General features: G+C 62.4%; 22 protein-coding genes and 2 tRNA genes. 13 read left to right on the forward strand and 11 right to left on the reverse strand.

The window, feature by feature from the left end; all coding sequences use genetic code 11:
* The first annotated feature begins 108 nt into the window (after positions 1 to 108).
* Positions 109 to 549 carry a DoxX family protein gene (locus QRN54_RS23790; protein WP_003944516.1) on the forward strand — a complete coding sequence of 147 codons (441 nt, stop codon included), beginning with the start codon at positions 109 to 111 and terminating at the stop codon, positions 547 to 549.
* A gap of 103 nt (positions 550 to 652) precedes the next feature.
* On the forward strand, positions 653 to 1,642 hold the full coding sequence (locus tag QRN54_RS23795) for an AurF N-oxygenase family protein (RefSeq protein ID WP_003944493.1): 990 nt from the start codon (positions 653 to 655) through the stop codon (positions 1,640 to 1,642).
* Here QRN54_RS23795 and QRN54_RS23800 read toward each other — a convergent pair.
* Positions 1,639 to 2,388: a TetR/AcrR family transcriptional regulator gene (locus tag QRN54_RS23800; RefSeq protein WP_285183155.1), complete on the reverse strand. Its 750-nt coding sequence runs from the start codon at positions 2,386 to 2,388 to the stop codon at positions 1,639 to 1,641. The two genes, QRN54_RS23795 and QRN54_RS23800, sit on opposite strands and share 4 nt — an antisense overlap.
* Positions 2,389 to 2,484: 96 nt before the next feature.
* Here QRN54_RS23800 and recO point away from each other — a divergent pair, with 96 nt between their 5' ends.
* Genes recO through QRN54_RS23815 form a run of 3 tightly spaced genes read left to right on the forward strand, consistent with a single transcriptional unit; the run spans position 2,485 to position 4,494 of the window.
* Positions 2,485 to 3,300, forward strand: coding sequence for a DNA repair protein RecO (gene recO, locus QRN54_RS23805; RefSeq protein ID WP_029255636.1), 816 nt, complete (start codon positions 2,485 to 2,487; stop codon positions 3,298 to 3,300).
* Positions 3,257 to 4,075: an isoprenyl transferase gene (locus tag QRN54_RS23810; protein WP_003944543.1), complete on the forward strand. Its 819-nt coding sequence runs from the start codon at positions 3,257 to 3,259 to the stop codon at positions 4,073 to 4,075. Before recO ends, QRN54_RS23810 begins: the two co-directional genes overlap by 44 nt.
* Positions 4,072 to 4,494 (forward strand): YbjN domain-containing protein, encoded by a 423-nt coding sequence (locus QRN54_RS23815; RefSeq protein WP_019749000.1) that lies wholly within the window; start codon positions 4,072 to 4,074, stop codon positions 4,492 to 4,494. Before QRN54_RS23810 ends, QRN54_RS23815 begins: the two co-directional genes overlap by 4 nt.
* A gap of 5 nt (positions 4,495 to 4,499) precedes the next feature.
* On the opposite strand, the gene QRN54_RS23820 is transcribed toward QRN54_RS23815, so the two are convergent.
* The gene (locus tag QRN54_RS23820) at positions 4,500 to 4,931 is read right to left on the reverse strand and encodes a Fur family transcriptional regulator (protein ID WP_285183157.1); all 432 of its coding nucleotides are present in this window, start codon (positions 4,929 to 4,931) and stop codon (positions 4,500 to 4,502) included.
* Between the two features lie 11 nt (positions 4,932 to 4,942).
* Entirely contained in the window at positions 4,943 to 5,326 is a 384-nt protein-coding gene (locus QRN54_RS23825) for an ArsR/SmtB family transcription factor (protein ID WP_003944457.1), read from the reverse strand.
* 198 nt (positions 5,327 to 5,524) lie between these two features.
* On the opposite strand from QRN54_RS23825, the gene QRN54_RS23830 reads away from it, so the two are divergent.
* Together QRN54_RS23830 and QRN54_RS23835 are read left to right on the forward strand one after the other, a co-directional pair.
* Positions 5,525 to 6,916 carry a glycine--tRNA ligase gene (locus QRN54_RS23830; RefSeq protein ID WP_003944491.1) on the forward strand — a complete coding sequence of 464 codons (1,392 nt, stop codon included), beginning with the start codon at positions 5,525 to 5,527 and terminating at the stop codon, positions 6,914 to 6,916.
* Positions 6,917 to 7,010: 94 nt separating this feature from the next.
* Positions 7,011 to 7,592 carry a dihydrofolate reductase family protein gene (locus QRN54_RS23835; RefSeq protein ID WP_165638844.1) on the forward strand — a complete coding sequence of 194 codons (582 nt, stop codon included), beginning with the start codon at positions 7,011 to 7,013 and terminating at the stop codon, positions 7,590 to 7,592.
* On the opposite strand, the gene QRN54_RS23840 is transcribed toward QRN54_RS23835, so the two are convergent.
* Together QRN54_RS23840 and QRN54_RS23845 are read right to left on the reverse strand one after the other, a co-directional pair.
* Positions 7,567 to 8,058, reverse strand: coding sequence for a MepB family protein (locus QRN54_RS23840; protein WP_285183158.1), 492 nt, complete (start codon positions 8,056 to 8,058; stop codon positions 7,567 to 7,569). The genes QRN54_RS23835 and QRN54_RS23840 overlap by 26 nt on opposite strands.
* Positions 8,059 to 8,106: 48 nt before the next feature.
* Positions 8,107 to 8,472, reverse strand: a complete 366-nt coding sequence (locus QRN54_RS23845; RefSeq protein WP_165638842.1) for a nuclear transport factor 2 family protein — start codon at positions 8,470 to 8,472, stop codon at positions 8,107 to 8,109.
* Between the two features lie 138 nt (positions 8,473 to 8,610).
* Between QRN54_RS23845 and QRN54_RS23850 the strand changes: the two genes are divergently transcribed.
* The gene (locus QRN54_RS23850) at positions 8,611 to 9,417 is read left to right on the forward strand and encodes a helix-turn-helix domain-containing protein (RefSeq protein WP_285183160.1); all 807 of its coding nucleotides are present in this window, start codon (positions 8,611 to 8,613) and stop codon (positions 9,415 to 9,417) included.
* Here QRN54_RS23850 and QRN54_RS23855 read toward each other — a convergent pair.
* A complete protein-coding gene (locus QRN54_RS23855; protein ID WP_003944487.1) occupies positions 9,392 to 10,129 on the reverse strand; it encodes a polyprenol monophosphomannose synthase in 738 nt (245 codons plus the stop codon). The genes QRN54_RS23850 and QRN54_RS23855 overlap by 26 nt on opposite strands.
* A 99-nt stretch (positions 10,130 to 10,228) precedes the next feature.
* Positions 10,229 to 12,310, reverse strand: a complete 2,082-nt coding sequence (locus QRN54_RS23860) for a TPM domain-containing protein (protein WP_285183162.1) — start codon at positions 12,308 to 12,310, stop codon at positions 10,229 to 10,231.
* Positions 12,311 to 12,379: 69 nt separating this feature from the next.
* Between QRN54_RS23860 and QRN54_RS23865 the strand changes: the two genes are divergently transcribed.
* Both QRN54_RS23865 and QRN54_RS23870 read left to right on the forward strand, forming a co-directional pair.
* A complete protein-coding gene (locus tag QRN54_RS23865; RefSeq protein ID WP_007731109.1) occupies positions 12,380 to 13,069 on the forward strand; it encodes a YdcF family protein in 690 nt (229 codons plus the stop codon).
* Positions 13,070 to 13,074: 5 nt separating this feature from the next.
* On the forward strand, positions 13,075 to 14,373 hold the full coding sequence (locus QRN54_RS23870) for a deoxyguanosinetriphosphate triphosphohydrolase (protein WP_285183163.1): 1,299 nt from the start codon (positions 13,075 to 13,077) through the stop codon (positions 14,371 to 14,373).
* A gap of 13 nt (positions 14,374 to 14,386) precedes the next feature.
* On the opposite strand, the gene QRN54_RS23875 is transcribed toward QRN54_RS23870, so the two are convergent.
* Positions 14,387 to 15,937, reverse strand: a complete 1,551-nt coding sequence (locus QRN54_RS23875; protein ID WP_285183165.1) for a serine/threonine-protein kinase — start codon at positions 15,935 to 15,937, stop codon at positions 14,387 to 14,389.
* A gap of 72 nt (positions 15,938 to 16,009) precedes the next feature.
* Here QRN54_RS23875 and dnaG point away from each other — a divergent pair, with 72 nt between their 5' ends.
* Positions 16,010 to 17,929, forward strand: a complete 1,920-nt coding sequence (gene dnaG / locus QRN54_RS23880; protein WP_003941578.1) for a DNA primase — start codon at positions 16,010 to 16,012, stop codon at positions 17,927 to 17,929.
* Between the two features lies 1 nt (position 17,930).
* On the opposite strand, the gene QRN54_RS23885 is transcribed toward dnaG, so the two are convergent.
* Positions 17,931 to 18,182 carry a hypothetical protein gene (locus tag QRN54_RS23885; RefSeq protein WP_003941570.1) on the reverse strand — a complete coding sequence of 84 codons (252 nt, stop codon included), beginning with the start codon at positions 18,180 to 18,182 and terminating at the stop codon, positions 17,931 to 17,933.
* A 136-nt stretch (positions 18,183 to 18,318) separates the two neighbouring features.
* Between QRN54_RS23885 and QRN54_RS23890 the strand changes: the two genes are divergently transcribed.
* Positions 18,319 to 18,391, forward strand: a tRNA-Asn gene (locus QRN54_RS23890).
* A 56-nt stretch (positions 18,392 to 18,447) separates the two neighbouring features.
* Here the strand turns inward: QRN54_RS23890 and QRN54_RS23895 are convergent.
* Together QRN54_RS23895 and QRN54_RS23900 are read right to left on the reverse strand one after the other, a co-directional pair.
* Positions 18,448 to 19,071, reverse strand: coding sequence for an HAD-IA family hydrolase (locus QRN54_RS23895; RefSeq protein WP_223304513.1), 624 nt, complete (start codon positions 19,069 to 19,071; stop codon positions 18,448 to 18,450).
* A gap of 131 nt (positions 19,072 to 19,202) precedes the next feature.
* Positions 19,203 to 19,400, reverse strand: a complete 198-nt coding sequence (locus QRN54_RS23900) for a hypothetical protein (RefSeq protein ID WP_003941659.1) — start codon at positions 19,398 to 19,400, stop codon at positions 19,203 to 19,205.
* A gap of 177 nt (positions 19,401 to 19,577) precedes the next feature.
* Here QRN54_RS23900 and QRN54_RS23905 point away from each other — a divergent pair.
* Positions 19,578 to 19,651 (forward strand) — tRNA-Ile (locus tag QRN54_RS23905).
* Positions 19,652 to 20,081 lie beyond the last annotated feature (430 nt).

Consider the following 20,081-nt stretch of genomic DNA (forward strand, 5'->3'; position numbering starts at 1 on the left):
ACGCCGGGTGCGTTGTAACGGCCGGCGCGATGAGTTTTCGATCGCTCGGGAGTCGTAATTGCAAGCGAAGTGGCAACCGGCCGCTCGCCTTCGCCCCAGGAGATTCCGATGACCACCCAGCCCGTCCACAACGAAACTGTTTCCGGTAACGCCACGACGACGACACCTTCGGCCACGGCTCGCAAGCTCGGATACGTCCTGAGTGGGCTGTTCGTCGTTTTCATGCTCTTCGACGGCATCATTCACATTCTCAACCTTCAGACAGTCAAGGATGCGTCGGCTGAACTTGGGTTGCCGGACTCGCTGGCATTGACGGCTGGGGTGGTGCAACTGATCTGCCTTGCGCTGTACGTGATTCCGCGAACGTCGATACTCGGCGCGATTCTGCTCACCGGTTACCTGGGGGGAGCGGTGTTGACCAACCTTCGAGCTGAACAGCCTCTGCTGAGCACGACCCTGTTTGCCGTCTACACCGGAATCGTCATGTGGGCGGGACTGTATCTCCGGGACGAGAAGGTTCGCGAGATCATCCCGCTGCGTCGGGCCTGAAATAGGCCCCCGAGGGGGTTGCGTGGGACGCGGTGTCCCATTATGTTTGACCTCATTCAAGTCCGTCGACTGCAATCGACGGACTGGCCGTGAGGAGACACCGATGGCTCGGTCAGCGTCGATCGAAGTGGAAAAGCCGTACCACCAGGTACTGCAGACTTTGTCCGAGGGCTCAGTTGCCCGCAGTTTCGATCCCTATCTCGACATCGACTGGGATTCACCAGAGTTCGCGATCGATCCGCATGATCCGAGATGGGTGCTCTCGTCCGTGTCGGACCCCCTCGGGGCGACGCAGTGGTACCAGGATCAGTCGTTGGAGCGTCGAATCGCCATGGGAATGTGGCGTCAGGCGAACGTGACCAAGGTGGGTTCGGCCTTCGAGAGCATCTTGATCCGGGGAATGCTGCAATACATCATGGCGCTACCCAACCAGTCGCCTGAGTTCCGGTACTGCCTGCACGAGATGACCGAAGAGTGCAATCACATCCAGATGTTCCAGGAACTCGTCAATCGCATGGACATCGACGTGCCGGGTATGCGTCCGATGTTCCGGCGGCTGTCGCCGATCATCGGAGTGCTGGGAGCAAAGTTCCCGGTCATCTTCTTCATCGGCATTCTGGCTGGTGAAGAACCGATCGACCACTTCCAGAAGGATCTCATCCGTGAGGGTAAGGACACGCCGCCGGCGATGCTCCGCACCATGGAGATCCACATCGCCGAAGAAGCGAGACACATCTCGTTTGCTCACGAGTTCCTGCGCAATCACGTCCCCAGACTCAGTCGTACGAGTCGAGCCATCACATCGGTCGCCTTCCCCGGCGCGATGCGTTGGCTTGCGGGTGAAATCATGTCACCGCCAAAGGAATTCGCCGAAGAATTCGGAATCCCGGACGAGGTGATGAAGAGCGCCTTCTGGGGGAGCCCGCATTCACGCCGCATCCTGGGTAACTACTTCGGCGAAATGCGAGCCCTGGCAGACGAACTCGGATTGATGAATCCGGTGTCGAAGCGTGCGTGGCGAAAGCTGCGCATCGACGGCGACTACGCCCGCTACCGCGGCGAGCCGAAGCGTTCCGACAAGACCCGGATCTAGTCCGGCCGCGAAGTTCCTCCGTCGGAGGACACCAGCTCGGCTATGAGCGTGGACAATTCGACATGGGGATCGATCTGTAGTCCGCTCGAGCGGGCAACGCCGTCGAACATGTACCAGGTGTATTTCGCGAGGTCGGCGACGATCTCTTCGCGGCTCGGTTTCGGATCGGTGCTTCGGACCCAGTGGGTGAGCGTGCCCTCGACCATTGTCACCACTGCGAACGGTAGTGAATCGAAGGGTGAGGCGTCGATCCCCACGGATCGACCGACTTCGGTGATAGTGGTGCGGGCGGAGTCGGCGATTGTGGCCTTCAGACTGCTGATCGCGTCGATGCTCTCGTCGTCGTAGTCGGTGGGGCCGGTACCCATGAACTCGTGAATCCGCGGATGCTCGGTGATCCACTCGGCGACGGCGCTGATGGTTCGGGTCAGGATCTGGTCGAGAGTGCCTACCGAAATGCTCATCGAAGCATCCAGGGCCGCCGCAAATTGGCCGAGCACGAACGCTCGCACTCGTCGATCGAGGTCGTCTCGGCCGCTGAATTGGCGGTACACCACCGACTTGGCGAGGCCGGCACGATCGGCGATCTGCTGGACGGACACCTCGGCACCTGCCGCACGCTCTTCGATCAGTTCGACCGCCGAGGTGAGTATCCGTTTCTGACGCTCGGAGTTGTGTCGCTCCCACCGCGCTTCGCGACCGGTCAACTCTGCAGTGACAGGTTGCACAATTGCGTCGCTCGGCATCGCGCCAGTCTATCCGGACGGACCTGCCGTGTTTCCGACTTGTCATCGGGCGCGGCATCGGGATCGGTCGTCGGTACAACGTGGGACACTGGTCGAGTGAGGTTGTATCGAGACACGGCGGTGGTGCTGCGCCTGCACAAACTGGGCGAAGCCGACCACATCGTCACGTTGCTCACCCGTCAGTTCGGGTTGGTACGTGCCGTGGCCAAAGGTGTCCGCCGAACCACCTCCAAATTCGGTGCCAGACTCGAACCGTTTGCTCACATCGACGTGCAACTACTTCCGGGCAAGAATCTCGACATCATCACTCAGGTGCAGACGGTCGACGCATTCGCCACCGACATCGTCGACGACTACAGCCGGTACACCACGGCCTGCGCCGTACTCGAAACTGCCGAGCGGTTGGCCGGCGAGGAACGCGCGCCGGCCCCGCAGCTTCAGCGATTGACGGTGGGAGCACTGCGTGCGATCGCCGAGCAGGCACGACCGGTCGAGTTCGTGCTCGACGCGTTCTTGTTGAGAGCCATGGGCTATGCGGGTTGGGCGCCTGCCCTCGAAGAGTGCGCCCGCTGCAGTGCTCCTGGACCGCACCGGGCCTTTCATGTCGCCGCAGGCGGAGCCGTGTGTACCTATTGCCGCCCGGCGGGTGCTGCGACGCCGTCGCCCGGAGTGCTCGACTTGATGGAAGCCCTGCTCCGAGGGGAGTGGGAGGGTACCGATTCGGCGCCCGCGACGCTGCGGACGCAAGCCAGCGGACTGGTCGCGGCACACCTGCAGTGGCATCTCGAGCGCCAATTGCGGACGTTGCCGCTGATCGAGCGTTCGAGGCCGCATGCAGCCGTCGAGGTCGACTTGCCCGTGAGGCAGGATGGAACACGTGATTCGACGACGCGAACCGCGAACTCCGCTTGATTCTGCTGCTGACCGGGTGATCCGACCACCGGACCCACATCCGTCCGGGGCGACCCCGCCGATCCTGCAGACCGAACTGATCCCGCGCCACGTCGCTTTGGTGATGGACGGCAACGGACGATGGGCGCAGGAGCGCGGTCTGCCCCGAACCGCCGGGCACGAACGCGGCGAAGCTGTCCTGATGGACACCGTCTGCGGGTGCATCGAGATGGGTGTCGAGTGGCTCTCCGCTTACGCCTTCTCCACCGAGAACTGGAAGCGCAGTCCCGACGAGGTTCGATTCCTGATGGGCTTCAACCGTGATGTCATCCGCCGTCGACGCGACGAGATGAACGAAATGGGTGTGCGTGTTCGCTGGGCCGGTCGTAAGCCACGCCTGTGGGCCAGCGTGATCAAGGAACTCGAGATCGCCGAAGAACTGACCAAGAACAACACCGTCATGAACTTGACCATGTGTGTGAACTACGGCGGCCGGGCCGAAATTGCCGATGCGGTAAAGGAAATCGCGAAGCGTGTCGCGGCCGGTGAGATCAATCCGGACAAGATCACCGAGGCGACGGTTGCCAAGTACCTCGACGAACCCGACATGCCCGACGTCGATCTCTTCCTGCGTCCGTCGGGGGAACAGCGGACGTCCAATTTCTTGATCTGGCAATCTGCCTACGCCGAAATGGTGTACCAGGAGAAGCTGTTTCCCGATTTCGACCGCCGCGACCTTTGGGCCGCCTGCGTCGAGTACGCCTCACGTGACCGTAGATTCGGTGGCGTCAAATGACAGGGGAGAACATGACCGACACCACCGACGAAGCAGCCCGCCTACAAGAACGCGCGGCCGCCTCGCTGGCGCATTTCGTGACGGTCGATGTGGCTGCCGACGGATCACTGGGTTTCCAGTACTCCGGCGCGCTGTGTTCCATCCAGGCGATGAATCTGTCCGAGGGTCTGGACGTGCTGTCCATGACGTGTGTTCTCGCATGGGACCGACCGGTGAGCGCGGCACTGCATCGCAAGGTGGCCGAGCGGAATCGCACCATCCAATTCGGCTCCATCGCGGTGTTCGGCCACGGCAGTCTGGCGGACGTCATCCTGCGTTACACGTTCCCTGCCGCCGGACTGGACGACGAGGCACTGACCACGATGTTGCTACTGGCGCTCACCGGTGCCGATACCGCCCGGCAGGGTTTGATTCCCTGACGCTCTCAGGCGGCGGCGCAGTCGCGGCAGGTGCCGAAGATCTCGACGGTGTGACTCACTTCGGTGAAACCGTGGTCCTCGGCGATGGTCTGTGACCACTGCTCGACCGTCGGGCCCTCGACCTCGACGGTGAATCCGCAGTTGCGGCACACCAGGTGATGGTGGTGCCCGGAGGAGCAGCGTCGGTAGACGGACTCACCTGTGTCGGTGCGTAGGACGTCGATGGTTCCGGCGTCGGAGAGTGCCTGCAGCGTGCGGTAGACGGTGGTCAGGCCGATGCCTTCACCTCGCTTGCGCAGTTCGTCGTGCAATTCCTGTGCCGACTTGAATTCGTCGATGTCGTCGAGCAGGGCGGAGATGGCGCTGCGCTGTTTCGTGGAACGAACGCCGACTGTGGCCGGTCCACGTTTCGAGGTCGTACTGCCCGGGGTGTTCATGCGGTGGAATCTCATCCTTCTTCGGCGTGGGCGACAGCGTCGACGACGATGTGTGCAAGGTGATCGTCGACGAGTCGATAGAGAACTTCTCGTCCGTTGCGCTCGCCGCGGACGACGCCCGCTGCTTTGAGTACGCGCAGATGCTGGCTGATGAGTGGCTGAGTGACACCGAGAGCTCCGACGAGTTCGTGAACGCAACGCTCCGACTCGTGCAACTGAAGCACGATCGCGATCCGAACGGGTGCAGCGAGCGCCCGCAGAATTTCGCCGGCTGCCGCCAGGGTTTCCTTGGGCGGCACGGGCGCGGGCGGTGCGGCTTCGAACGGGTCGTGCGTGTGTCCGAGGTCGGAATGATCATGGCTTTTGTGGAGATCGCCGGTATCCGCAATGCTCACAGCGAGGCTCCTTCGAGGGGTAGATCATGATGTCCGGGCATAGCCATCTCACCACATTATTGCAAATCACTTTCATTTTGATATGCACAAGTATGCATGTCAACCTTGGACGGAAGTGCGTGGCAGCCGCCAGATAGGCTGATGGTGCGAAAAGCGCACGAAAATCATGCATCTATTACCCAGATGGAGAGCAATCGAGTGGCACCCAAGTCCAAGATCGAAGCCGTTGTCAATCTCGCCAAGCGGCGAGGCCTGGTCTACCCGTGCGGTGAGATCTACGGCGGTACCAAGTCCGCATGGGACTACGGCCCATTGGGTGTCGAGCTCAAGGAGAACATCAAGCGCCAGTGGTGGCGCAACATGGTCACCAGCCGCGAGGACGTCGTCGGCCTCGACTCGTCGGTGATCCTGCCCCGCGAGGTGTGGGTCGCGTCCGGTCACGTCGGTGTCTTCAACGACCCGCTCGTCGAGTGCCTCAACTGTCACAAGCGTCACCGTCAGGATCACCTGCAGGAGGCGTACGCTGAGAAGAAGAAGCTCGACAACCCGGACGACGTCTCGATGGATGTCATCGGTTGCCCCGACTGCGGCACCGTCGGCCAGTGGACCGAGCCGCGCGACTTCAACATGATGCTCAAGACGTACCTCGGCCCCGTCGAGAGCGAAGAGGGTATGCACTACCTTCGCCCCGAGACCGCACAGGGCATCTTCGTGAACTTCGCCAACGTGCTGACCACCTCGCGTAAGAAGCCGCCGTTCGGCATCGGCCAGATCGGCAAGAGCTTCCGCAACGAGATCACCCCCGGCAACTTCATCTTCCGCACCCGTGAGTTCGAGCAGATGGAGATGGAATTCTTCGTCAAGCCGGGCGAGGACGAGCAGTGGCATCAGTACTGGATCGACTACCGCCTTGACTGGTACACCGGCCTCGGTATCAACAAGGACAACCTGCGTCTGTACGAGCATGCGCCGGAGAAGCTTTCGCACTACTCGAAGGGCACGACCGACATCGAGTACCGCTTCCACTTCCAGGGCAGCGAATGGGGCGAGCTCGAAGGTATCGCGAACCGTACCGACTTCGATCTCTCGACGCACTCCAAGCACTCGGGCACCGAGCTGAACTACTACGACCAGACGACGGGCGAGCGGTACACGCCGTACGTCATCGAGCCGGCGGCCGGTCTCACGCGTTCGCTGATGGCCTTCCTGGTCGACGCCTACACCGAGGACGAGGCGCCCAACTCCAAGGGCGGCGTCGACAAGCGCACAGTGCTCCGCCTGGATCGTCGACTCGCTCCCGTCAAGGCTGCCGTTCTGCCGCTCTCGCGTAACGCGGACCTGACGCCGAAGGCCAAAGATCTTGCAGCGCAGCTGCGTCAGAATTGGAACGTCGAGTTCGACGACGCCGGCGCCATCGGTCGTCGTTACCGTCGCCAGGACGAGATCGGCACACCGTTCTGTATCACGGTCGACTTCGACACTCTCGAAGACCAGGCTGTGACGGTGCGTGAGCGTGACTCCATGGCGCAGGAACGCGTCGCCCTCGATCAGGTGGAAAGCTACCTGGCCGCACGGCTGATCGGCTCCTGATTCTCGTTCGAAGCTGACGGGCGGTCCTTCTCAATCGAGAAGGACCGCCCGTTTTCTCTTTCCCCGATGGTCCTTCAGGCGCAGGATCGAAGTTATGAGAAAACTCAGCGTGACCAACAGCGTGACTCTCGACGGTGTCATGCAGGCACCTGGTGGGCCGGACGAGGACCGTCGTGGCGGATTCGAGCACGGTGGGTGGGCAGCACCCTTCAACGATTCCGTCATGGCGCAGAAGATGGGCGAGGGGATGGCGAAGAAATCGGAGTTGCTGTTCGGACGCAGAACCTACGAAAACTTCGCCTCGTACTGGCCGTTTCAGACCGACAATCCGTTTACCGAGGTGCTCGACAACACGCAGAAATACGTAGTTTCAAGGACTTTGGGTGAACCGCTGCCGTGGAAGAACTCGACCTTGTTGAAAGGCGATGCCGCCGACGCGGTCACCACGCTCAAGGAAAGTGAGGGCCCGGATCTGGTGATTCTGGGCAGTGGCGACTTGATCACGTCCTTGGCCGATCGGCGTCTCGTCGACACCTACACTCTGCTGATACATCCGCTGGTTCTCGGAACCGGGCGCAGATTATTCCCCGACGGAGCTGCGCTCGCTCAGTTCACCCTCACCGACAGCGTCCCTACGACAACAGGCGTCATCATCGCGACGTATCAGTTGAGCTGAACGCAGTTGAGCTGAACACAGTCGAGCTGAGTACATCAGGGAACTCGCCGAAATGCCGAATCTGCCAGCGCTGAGTTCTGACTGCTTGCGCGCTGGTCGGCGTAACCCAGGGCGCATAGACCCGGACAGCGCGCTTACCGCCGGAGAAGTTCGTCGAGACGATGTCGTGTTCGACGAGGGTTTCGACGGGAAAGACGAAGTGCCCCGAATGCTCTTCGTCGTATACCTTCACCACGAACAGCATCACGCGGTCGCTGGCGTCGAATGGGCGGATGGGCCCGGCCTCGGAACGGCGCCACAGTGTGACGAACTGACCGAGCTTGGTCGGCGTCGTCTTGGCGGTTCGATAGACGGTGGGAAGGCCGTTGACGGTCAACGTGTGAGCGCCGTACTCAGCACCCTCGGACTCGGGAATCGGTGTGGACCAGGTAAATCCGTCGGCGTTCATCGGCACCGATGATGCCACGAACCACCGACAGCCTTCGTGACGAACGCTGTCGGTGGTAGTCCCGATTCAGGCCGAAGGCACCTTGTCGAGGAACCCGAGGACAAGCGTCACCCGGCCGTCGTCGTCGCGTTCGAGTACGTCGAATCCGTCGATCAGTGACTCGGCCCCCGACGGGCCGAGAGCCCAACCGAATCGGGCCTGTCGGTGGTGCGCGTCCACCGGTCCGACGAGGGTGAAGTGCATGCCCGGAAATTGTTGCTGCACAGCGTGGATCATCGCGTCGATCTGATCGTGTCCGGTGACGTCCGCGAGCGGATCGGTGTAGCGACCGCCGGGTGCGAACAATTGCTCGACCCGTGCTTTACGGGCGGTGGTATCGGTTTCGTTCCACATGTCGATGTAGGCGTCGGCGATTGCGTCGAAGTCGCTCATGGTCGCTCCCTTGATCAGTTTCCGGTGGTGAATGTCCGGCGGCCTCGCCGGCTGAGACCACTGTTCCTCCGAAACTGCTTCGGGTCGATTACCTCTGAGGTCATGGCCTCGGCTACCTCGGGTCGCTAACTTGAAAGAATGACCTTCGAGACGATGGACGTGGGCTCCGAACTCAAGCGGTGGCGGGAGCGGCGAAGGCTCACTCAGTTGGGACTCTCGGCGGCGGCAGGAGTGTCGACCAGGCATCTGAGCTTCATCGAAACCGGCCGCTCCAAGCCGAGCCGGGACATGATTCTTCACCTGTCCGAATGTCTGGATGTTCCTCTACGACAACAGAACACGCTTCTGCTGGCAAGTGGCCACGCGCCGGAGTACTCGCAGAAGTCGTTGGCAGAAGCGCCGATGTCAGCGGTGAGTGAGGCCATCGATCGCATCATCGACGCGCATGACCCGTATCCGGCCGTGGTGGTCGATCAGCAGTGGGAGATGGTCGCCGGGAACCAGGCCGTGGGAATCTTGACCGCGGGCGCCGCTGATTTCCTCCTGGAACCACCGGTGAACGTATTGCGTCTGAGCTTGCATCCCGAGGGCATGGCGCCGCGGATCGTGAACCTCGTGCAGTGGCGGGCCCACCTGCTCACAAGGCTGGCTCGGGAAGTGGAGGTCAGTGCGGATGCGCAGCTGTCGTCGTTGCTCGACGAGCTGCGCGCCTATCCGAGCGGCGGAGACTGGCACGACGACCGCGCGAATTCCCTGCTGGTTCCGTTGCGTGTACGCGTCGGCGATACCGAACTGGCGATGTTCAGCACCACCACCGTGTTCGGTACGCCGCGCGACGTCACGCTCGCAGAGATTGCGATCGAATCGTTCTACCCGTCGGACACGCAGACGGCCGACTACTTTCGATCGGCCGCCGAGGTCACAGGGACTTCTTGCCGAACTTGAGCTTCCACGGCACCAGTGCAGACTCCAACTGAACCGAGAGACTCATCTTGGAGACGCCTTCGGTGCGCTCCTCGAAGCGGATGGGCGTTTCGGCGATCTTCATGCCGCGCTGAACAACTCGGTAGTTCATCTCGACCTGGAACGCGTAGCCGTTGCTCTGCACCGATTCGACGTCGATGTCGCGCAAGGTCTTTGCATGCCACGCCTTGAAGCCGGCGGTCGCATCCTTGACGTGCAGTCGCAGAATGGCGTTGACGTAGAAGTTCGCCCAGGCGGACAAAGCCTTGCGGTGCCACGGCCAGTCGCCGGCGACTGCGCCGCCTTCGACATAGCGGGAGCCGAGAACGACTGCCGCATCGGTAGTGGTGAGGATCTCGATCATGGCGGGGATCGCCTCGGACGGGTGCGAGAGATCTGCGTCCATCTGAATGACGATGTCTGCGTTCTCCGCCAGAGCCCGGCTCATGCCCGCGACGTAAGCACGGCCGAGTCCGTCCTTGACCGTGCGGTGAAGCACTCCGACCGGGATGGGGCCGTCGATACCCAACTTGTCCGCAACCTCACCCGTGCCGTCGGGGGAGTTGTCATCCACCACGAGGACGTGCAGGTTCGGGATCTTCAACGCGGCGAGGCGATCGACGAGCTTTGGCAGGTTCTCACGCTCGTTGTATGTAGGTACAACGACGGTTATCTGCGGGGCGACGCTTTCCATAACACCTTCGTATGATCTGTGATCCCGACTTGCCGGATGAAGCGTACGACGAGTGCGGTCGTGAACAAAGTAGGGATTTTACTACCTCGACGGGATCCGTCAGAACCGGCCGCCGCCGCCTCGACTGGTTCGGCCGCCGCCCCCGCCGCCGAAACCCCCGCCGCCGAAACCACCGCCGCCGCCACCGCGACCGGAGCGTCCGCTGCTGCTCGGTCCGCCGTACGAGCGGGGCCCGCCGCCACCTCGCAGAATGCTGTTGATCAGGATGCCGCCGAGGATCGCTCCCGTCGCATCGCCGCCGCCACCGCGGGGGCGTTGGTTTGCTTCCCAGGTGTTGACGTCGTTCTGCGCGGCGCGAAGTGAGTGCGTCGCCAAGGTGGTCGCGGCCTGGGCGTGTTGCAGTGCCTTCGACGGATCCGAGGCCTGCAATTGCTGGGCCGCCTGCAGGTGCCGCTGAGCCTCGGCGTAGCGAGTGCGCGCCTCCGCCCCGATCGCGCCGCGCCTGGTTCCGAGGAAGTCGCCTGCAGCGGTCACCTGAGCCTGTGCGGCCAGAATGTCCTGGGCGAGGCGCTGCTGTGCACGTTCGAGCTGCTGCTTCTGCTCCTGAGCGTCGGCAAGAAGCGCGTCGAGTTGGGCGTCGGCTGCGACGATCTGGTTGAAGGCTGTCAGCGGATCGCTGTCCTTCGACGTCTGAGCATTCGCCAACGCTGCCTGGGCTGCGGCCTTCGCGTCCGCCAACTTCTGCCCGCCTTGCGCCAGGTAAGCGTCCGCAGCGGTGATGCCCTGTTGGACGTCGTCCATCGCGGACGGAAGTGTCGCGATGGCGTTTCGGATGTCGTCGGCGGCGTGATCGACGCCGTCGAGTAGCTTGCGTGCCTGATCGAGGGCGGCTTCGGCCGTGCGAATCGCAGTGACGGCAGCGCCTTGCTTACCGGCCGGCAGCGCGGTGGCATCGCGGCCTTCCTCGATCGACTTCTCGGCGAGCGTCAGGCGTTCACTGGCCATCGTGACGTTGTTCACGACAGATGCCAGCGTCGGCGCGGGGAATTGATCCTTCAATTTGGTCAGAATCGCCTCGGATTCGGGCAAGCGCACGCTGAGAGAAACAACACTCTGCGTCAACGCATCGAGACGTGCGGGGGCGTTGATGAGAAGGTCGCGAAGCCCGTCGAACTCCTCGACGCGAGCTTCGAGTTCTTGGTCGGCTCGACCGCACGAGGAAATGATGTCGATCAGCATCTGTCGGCGTTGATCGGGAGTTTCCGGGATGGCGTCGTCGAGTCGCTGCCTGATCGCGAAGGCTTCGGCGAGGGTGGCCTTGGCCTTGTCGAATGCTGCCGAGAAGGGTGCGACGGCGGAATCTCCGAACTCGCTGCGGGCCAGATCGAGCTCCTCCTGGCTGCCGGCGATCGCGTTGTCCGTCTCGACGAGGATCTCCTTCGCGCGTTCGTCGAGCGTCGGCAGCGGGAGTGCGTTGAGGCTGGCGATGTCGTCGGGGGAGATGTTCTTCGCGGCTTCGACGCTTGCCTTGTTCTTGTCGTTCTTGCGCTTACGTGAGTACAGGACCACACCGCCCGTCCCGACCACCACAGCGCCGCCCGCGATGAGGAGTGTTCCGACTCCCATTCCGCCGCTCGTGTTGTTCGCGTCGCCGAGTGCGCCGGCCGCGGCAATCGCCGCGCCGGTCCAATCATCCTCGGCGAGAGCCGGTTCCACCGCGTCGGTATTGATCGATTCGATGTCGGAATCCGTGATGTTGCTCAGCTCAGCGGGCACATCGAGGTAGTAAGCACGCTCCGCCGTGGCAACTGCAAGCAGGACGGACTTGGTACTCAGCGTCGACTTCGTGGCTGTCTGCTGCGCCCACGCCTGGCCACCCAGGTTGTTGAAATCGGGGACGAACGCGACCCACAGATCGATCTGGTGGTCCTCGCCGAGTTGATCGATCGCGGCTTGTATATCGCTGCGTTGCCCGGAATCGAGGACCCCGGAGGTGTCGGTGATGTGATTCGGCAACACCATCGGGGCGTCCGCCGAGGCGAGCGCAGGACTGAAGACGAGCGCCAGCAAAGCGAAAATCGCAGCGACGGCGGCGGCGCTTCCCCGACGCCGAACGGGTCGGGTGGTTGTCCGACTCTGCTCTACCGAGGACAACTGCGCGAAGTGTGGTGCGAGGGCCATGACGCAAATCTATCCGTTGTGGCGCGTCGGCATCGGAGGTGATCGCTGCGAACTGGCAGAATTGCGGGAGTGAAACCTGCTTTCGGTAACCGCCCCCACGACCCATCACCCTCGCGGGCGGGCGGCTTCGGGGCAGGATTGGCTCGCTGGACGCGCCGTCTGATCGCCGGTGCGGTGTTGATGGCCGTGGTTCTGGTCGGGGGTACTGCGTTCCGGGTGTGGCAGGTGGCGCGCATCGACGACACGCGGCCGGCCGACGCGATAGTCGTTCTGGGCGCGGCTCAGTATTCCGGCACTCCGTCGTCCGTCTTCGAGGCCCGACTCGAGCAGGCGTACAAGCTGTACAAGCGCGGAGTGGCGCCGCAGATCATCACTGTCGGCGGCAAACAAGAAGGTGACGAGTACACCGAAGCGGCGTCGGGAAAGATGTATCTGACCGATCGCGGAATTCCTTCGAGTGCGATCACCGCGGTGGAGACCGGTTCGGACACACTGCTCAGTATCGACGCGGTGAGCGCCGAGATGTCCTCGCAGGGAATCAATTCCGCTGTCCTGGTCAGTGACCCGTGGCACTCCTTGCGAACGCGGACGATGGCCCGCGACACAGGACTCCAGGCGTGGACCGCACCTACTCGTCAGGGCCCGGCTGTCTTCACCCGCGAATCCCAGTTGCACGGAATCGCTCGCGAAACCGGCGCGCTGCTCTGGTATCAGCTCACGCACTTCTCGGCAGACTTCCCCTACACGGCAGGGCAATAGAGACCATGACAGCTCACACCACCTACGGAGGCGGCACCTACTCCGAACACGACCTCGAACGTCGTGTCGTCGAGGCGCCGAAGCGAGCGGGGTTGGCGGGTTCGCAGATCGCAGCGGCGCAGCATCGTTCGGACTTCTCGCGAGATCGGGCGCGTGTCCAACACTCCGCGGCTTTGCGGCGCTTGGCCGACAAGACCCAGGTTGTCGGCCCGCGCGACGGTGACACACCTCGCACGCGGTTGACGCACTCGATGGAGGTCGCACAGATCGGGCGAGGGATCGCCGACGGACTCGGTTGCGATCCGGACCTGGTGGACCTCGCCGGTCTCGCGCACGACATCGGGCACCCACCGTACGGTCACAACGGCGAGAAGGCCCTCGACGAAGTCGCCAAGGACTGCGGAGGTTTCGAGGGCAATGCGCAGAATCTGCGGATCTTGACCAGCCTCGAACCCAAGATCCTGCGCCCCGACGGTCTGAGCGCAGGCCTCAATCTCACCAGGGCGTCACTCGACGCAGCCATCAAGTATCCCTGGACCCGCCCTGAGCCCGGCGCGAAGTTCGGGGCATACGACGACGACGCAGAGGTGCTCGCCTGGGTTCGCGAGGGAGCGCCCGAGCGACGGCAATGCCTGGAAGCTCAGGTCATGGACTGGGCCGACGACATCGCCTATTCCGTGCACGACGTGGAGGACGGGGTGATCGCAGGCCGGATCGACCTTCGCTCGCTTGCTGATCCGTCCGAGCAGCGCGCACTGGCAGAACTGGGGGCCTCCGAGTTCCGCGGCTTGGTAGTCGACGATCTGATCGAAGCCGCTCAGCGGTTGTCCGAACTCCCCGTCGTACGCGGAGTCGGAAGTTTCGACGGGACGCTGGGAAGTTCCGTCGCGTTGAAGAACCTGACAAGTGAATTGGTGGGACGCTTCGCCACGGCCGCGATCGCCAGCACTCGGCTCACAAACGGCAACCGACCCCTCTCGCGCTATCAAGCCGACCTCGACATACCCGAGGCCGTCGCATCCGAGGTCGCGTTGCTCAAGACCGTGGCGCTCTACTACGTGATGTCCGACGCCGGACACAAAGCGCGTCAGGATCGGCAGCGTGATCGTGTTCATCGCGTCGCGGAATGGCTGCTGGCAACTGCGCCGGCCGGGCTCGATCCGATCCTGCTGCCCGCGTGGCAACGCGCCGCAGACGACGGTGCTCGGGTCCGGGTGGTGGTGGATCAGATCGCGTCGTACACGGAGAGTCGGCTCGAACGGGTGGACAAAGCGAGCCTGGGCGCGCAGGCCAGCTGGGGCTGAGCCACTTACGCCCTCAGCAAGTCATCCGCGTCGACGGGTCGGTAGTGGTATCGAGCCACTTGCCGTAAGCGTCGCCACCTGCTGCGCGAACGTCCTTGCAGATCTTCGACTCGGTGTTCCCGGATTCGCGATACACCGTGTAGATCGCCGTCCCCGAATCGGAGACTTGACGCAGTGACGGGCAGGACTGGTCTGTGCGTAGGTATTTCGAGCCGGGGAACGCGTCGAGGTAGTTCTGGATCTCGCTGGCGTACGTTGCCGGATCGGTGGCATTGGCCAACACCACGATTCCGGTTCCTTTGCATGAGGGGACGGTGATCGGCTTGCTCACCCCGAGATCGCCGTTCTTCGTGGCGGGGTTCGGCGCCCGCGTGGTGGTGGTTGCCTGCTGTCCGGCGGTGGGTAGCGGCTCGAGCTTCGGCGTTCTGACCGGATCCTGAATGGGTGCCAGTGCCGACGTGGCGGTGGAAGCTGCTACAGCGGTTGGTGATTCGGGGCCCGAATTCCCCAGCGTCACCCAGGCCGCCGTGCCTCCTGCGGCCAGAACGAGTGCAACTCCAGCCGCACCGATCGCGATCGGTGCTCGGTTTCGCTTGGTCTTTGTCACGATGTGCGTGTAGTTCCCGTGAGCGGGATTCGCCGTGGTGTAGGTGGGCTGCCCGACGATCGTGGGTTGCAATCCGCCGGCGGCACCGGGGGTGTGGGTCGTCGAGAGGGCCTGCCGCGCTTGGAGTGCGAGCGCTCCCGTAGTCGGATAGCGGTGTGCGGGATCCTTTGCCATGCCGCGAGCCACGGTGGCGTCAAGGCCTTGCGGGAGCGACGGAACCGCCAGTGTGGGGCGTGGCGGCGGAGCGTTCAGGTGCGAATTGACCAGATGCTCGATGCTTGTGGTGTTGAAAGGTGTTGTTCCGGTGAGTGATTGGTAGAGGACACAAGCCAGGGAATAGACATCCGCTGCGGCCGTCGGCGTTTCGATTCCGAACCGCTCCGGCGCCATGTATGCATACGAACCGACTGCGCTTCCCTCGGTGGTGATCTTCGTGTCCGTCTGTGAGTATGCGATTCCGAAGTCGACGAGGTAGGCGAAGCCGTTGTTCGTGAGAATGATGTTGTCTGGTTTGACGTCACGATGGATGAGCCCGCGGGCATGGGCGGCGTCCAACGCCGACGCGATTTGCGAGACGATGTCGACGGCTCGTACAGGCGTGAGTCGGCCGAATTCGGTCAACTCGGCTCGCAACGTATGACCTTCGACCAATCGCATGTCGATGAAGAGAACTCCGTCGATCTCGCCCCAGTCGTGCACCGGGATCACGTGCGGTTCGTTCAGGGCGGCGGTGGTGCGAGATTCTCGGCGGAAACGAGCTTGGAATGACGGGTCGGCCGCAAGCTCTCGATGGAGCAACTTGAGAGCGACCAGGCGATCCTTCGAGGTGTCGTACGCCTCGTACACTTCACCCATTCCGCCTCGGCCGAGGAGGCTACGCAACTCGTACACGCCGAATCGGGTTCCTGATCGCCCTTCGTGCGAGCTCGAGGCGTTTTCAGTCATCGTCGGTCCCATCGCTGCGGTGCAGAGTCGGCCATCAACATATCGTTGTCAGGAGGTGCCGGGCGACCGCCTAGACTGACGTACGTGGCGGGCCGAATTTCTGACAGAGACATCGCGGCCATTCGCGAACGCACTCGCATCGAGGACATCGTCGGTGAATACGTTTCACTCAAGCGTGCCGGTGGCGATTCGATCAAAGGTCTGTGTCCCTTTCACGACGAGAAGTCGCCGTCGTTCCACGTGCGACCCAACCACGGCCTCTACCACTGCTTCGGCTGCGGTGAGGGTGGTGACGTGTACTCGTTCCTGCAGAAGATGGATCACATCAGCTTCGTCGAGGCCGTCGAGCAGTTGGCGGATCGACTCAGCTACACGATTTCGTACGAGGGCGGCGGACCGTCCGTTCAGCGCGATCGCGGCACCCGTGCACGCTTGATCGCAGCAAACGCGGCGGCTCAGGAGTTCTACGCCGCTCGTCTGCGCGAACCCGATGCCCAGGCGGCTCGCGACTACCTCACCGAGCGAAACTTCGACGGTGCAGCGGCCTTGCAGTTCGGGTGTGGATACGCGCCAGAAGGTTGGGACACTCTCACAAAACACTTGATGTCCAAAGGTTTCGAGTTCAAGGAACTCGAAGCAGCCGGGCTGTCCAAAGAAGGCCGGCGAGGTCCGATCGACCGGTTCCATCGCCGACTTCTGTGGCCGATCCGCAGCGTCGCCGGTGACGTCATCGGCTTCGGTGCCCGCAAGCTCTTCGACGACGACACCATGCCGGGTAAGTACGTCAACACGCCGGAAACGATTCTCTACAAGAAGTCTCAGGTCTTGTTCGGCTTGGACCTCGCCAAGCGCGACATCGCCAAGGGGCACCAGGCGGTAGTCGTCGAGGGTTACACCGACGTCATGGCGATGCACTTGGCCGGCGTCAAGACCGCCGTCGCTTCGTGCGGAACCGCCTTCGGTGAGGAGCACCTTGCGATGCTCCGCCGACTCCTGATGGACGACAGCTACTTTCGCGGTGAAATCATCTACACCTTCGACGGTGATGCCGCGGGGCAGGCCGCTGCGATGAAGGCGTTCGAGGGTGATCAGAAGATGGCCGGGCAGACGTTCGTCGCCGTCGCGCCCGACGGAATGGACCCGTGCGATCTGCGTCTGAAGTCTGGTGACGCCGCCGTTCGCGACCTCGTGGCACGGCGCACTCCGATGTTCGAGTTCGTGGTGAAGTCCATCCTCACCGAACACGATCTGGAGACCGCTGAAGGTCGTGTCGAGGCCCTGCGTCGTACCGTGCCCGTCGTTGCGCAGATCAAGGAATCAACTCTGCGCGACAGCTACGCGAATCTGTTGTGCGGATGGGTCGGTTGGGACGATCTTCCGTCGGTTCGACGACGCGTGCGTGACGAAGCTCGCAAACGGGCGTCGACGCGCGGGTCTTCGCCGGCGCCCAAGCGTCGTCAGGTTGTCGAGGCACCTGCCGCTGATGCGCTTGCGCTGCCGATCGGAATCTCCAGGCCCCGGCCCAACGATCCGGCGCTCTCGACGCAGCGAGCTGTCCTCAAGGCCGCATTGCAGCACCCTGGCATCGCCGGCAGTGTCTTCGACTCGTTGCCGCCCGAGACGTTCACCCACCCCGCCTACGTTGTCATCAGACAGGCAATGGCTGACGCCGGTGGAACGAGCAAGGGACTCGGCGGCGCCGAGTGGATCGAAGTCGTCACCAAGGGCGTCGAAGACATGACGGTGGCCTCGGTTGTATCTGAGCTGGCCGTCGAACCGATGCCGTGTGACGAAGACACGGTTCCGCGCTACATCAACGGAGTGCTCGCACGACTGCAGGAAGCGTGGGTGGGCGAGCAGGTTGCCGACCTCAAATCCAAGCTTCAGCGCGTTTCACCTGCTGCAGCCCCCGAGGAGTACAACTCACTGTTCGGCGACCTCGTGGCGCTGGAGCAGTATCGCCGACAGCTGCGTGAGCAGGCTGTCGGCGACCAAAGCGTCTGACCTAGCGGTTTTTCTTCAACTGGTCGTGGGGGACCAGAATCGTAGTCTCCTCGTTAATCGGCTTCATCGGCTCGAGCTTGGGCTGAGTACTCAGTGAGTCGGCCAGCTTCTGCCGTGACGCGTCTAACACCTTCTTGGTGGCCGGACTGGTGGCCACCGCCTTCGCGGCCCGGCTGATCTGCTCGTATCGTGCGCGGCCCGCTTTGGTTCCCAGGACGTACCCAGCTGCAACACCGATCAACAAACGCATCATTCCTGCTTCCCTCCAGCACCGATCGTCCTGACTCCATCCTGCCTGATGACTCGCTGGGCAGGCGATTTGGTACTTCGGTGAAGGATTCGCTACAGTTTCTCAGGCAACGCCGGAACGGGCGAAGCGAGCAAGACAATCCCCTGTAGCTCAATTGGCAGAGCTTCCGACTGTTAATCGGACGGTTGCTGGTTCGAGTCCAGCCGGGGGAGCAGCAAAGCCCCTCACCTGAGAAATCGGGTGGGGGGCTTTCTTGTTTTGATCTGACCTAGTGCGCTCGCAGCAGACCCACCGATCGAAGTGCCGATTCGACGTCTGCCGCCTTGTTTGCTTGTTCGCCGCGAATTCCCAGCCGTCGAGCGCTGAGGACGTTCACCGGGTTGTCGTCGACGAAGAAGGTCTGCTGTGGACGCGCATCGAGCAACTCCAGCGCAGCCAGGAAGGCCGCAGGTTCGGGTTTGGTAGCTCCGAGCATGCAGGAGAAAACATGCTCGTCGATTGCCGATGGAGTTACGACACTCTCGATGGCGGCCAAGAGAACAGGTCCGTTGTCGGAGAGTGTGGCGACCACGACCCCCTCGCTTCGAAGCGCGATTGCGAGATCGATGACCGCGCGGTCCGGGATGAAGGCCTTGGCCCAGGCTCGGCGTAGCTCGTCGCGGTCACCAGGAAACCCGAGTCGTCGAAAGCGTTCCAGGATCGCGGTTTCGGAGTGAATGCCGAGATCGCATTCCTGGTCGAACCCGGACGCGAACACGAGGGCATGAATCTCGTCTTCCGTGACGCCGATGGCCGCAGCCAGTTCTGCGGCGCGACGGTCAGGCTCGAATCGACACAGCACACCGCCCAAGTCGAACAACACGAGTTCAGGTGGTCCGCTGTCGTTCGCCATGTCGGAGAGGATAGGCGGCATCAGCACCCGTGAACGCGACGCGAAGATATTGGCGATAGATACACCAAAGCCCGACGCAAGTGTCTGCGTCGGGCTTTCGGTGGAACCGTCGAACTGTTTGACCGGTGCGCCTACTTCGCTGCGCGATCCGACGGCTCGAACAGCCGGATGATGTGGCTGGGGTTGATGTAGTAGACACCATTCGGAGAATTGAGAACGAGAGTGTCTTCGGTGAAATCGGTGACGGTGCCGTTCAGTTTCGCGCCGTCGGACATGATGATCCGGATCGTGGCCTTCGAGTTCTTGAATTCGGTCAGTGCAAGCTTCATGTGGTGATCCTGTTCCGTGGGGTGTGCACTCCCACGGTATCGGCTCATCGCGCCTGTGCCGACCAACCTTGGAAGACTCGACTCGAAAGAGTGCAACGCGTCACCGCCTGCCCGATTGTGATCCGCGTCGGATGTGCCGGTAACATTCGGATTCGCCGCGATGCATCGCATCCGGATGGGGCGGTAGCTCAGTCGGTTAGAGCCGTGGACTCATAATCCATTGGTCGCGGGTTCGAGCCCCGCCCGCCCCACGTTCAGTTGCCGTGAGCCCGCAGGTCAGAACCAATGACTTTTGTCGAAAGTCATGCTGCCGACGATCGCAACGGCGACAAGTGCGCAGAGTGCAATCAACAGGGCAGTTGCCCACAGGTAGTTGGTGCAGTTGCCCACACGTAGTTGGTATTGAATCGCACGCAACGCGCATGCGGGTACGGCTGAGTTGATCCTTCGTGGCTACACAAGTAAATGTCGTACCGCGATCGTCGATCTCGGACGAGGTGAAAGTCTCGGATCCGGATACCCAATCCTCGACAAGTATCGGGAGCGCAGTGCAATTGGGCGCAACCGAGCGAGCGACGTGCCGGACGTGAAGGAAAAGTAGGTACCTATCCGGGTATTTCAGCGTATGTGCTCGACGTACAGAAGTGTCACGCTTTAGACGTGCCTACCGGTGTAGGTACA

Origin of the sequence: Rhodococcus sp. MEB032 (genome assembly GCF_030208925.1) — a bacterium.
Classification (GTDB): Bacteria; Actinomycetota; Actinomycetes; order Mycobacteriales; family Mycobacteriaceae; genus Rhodococcus_F; species Rhodococcus_F qingshengii.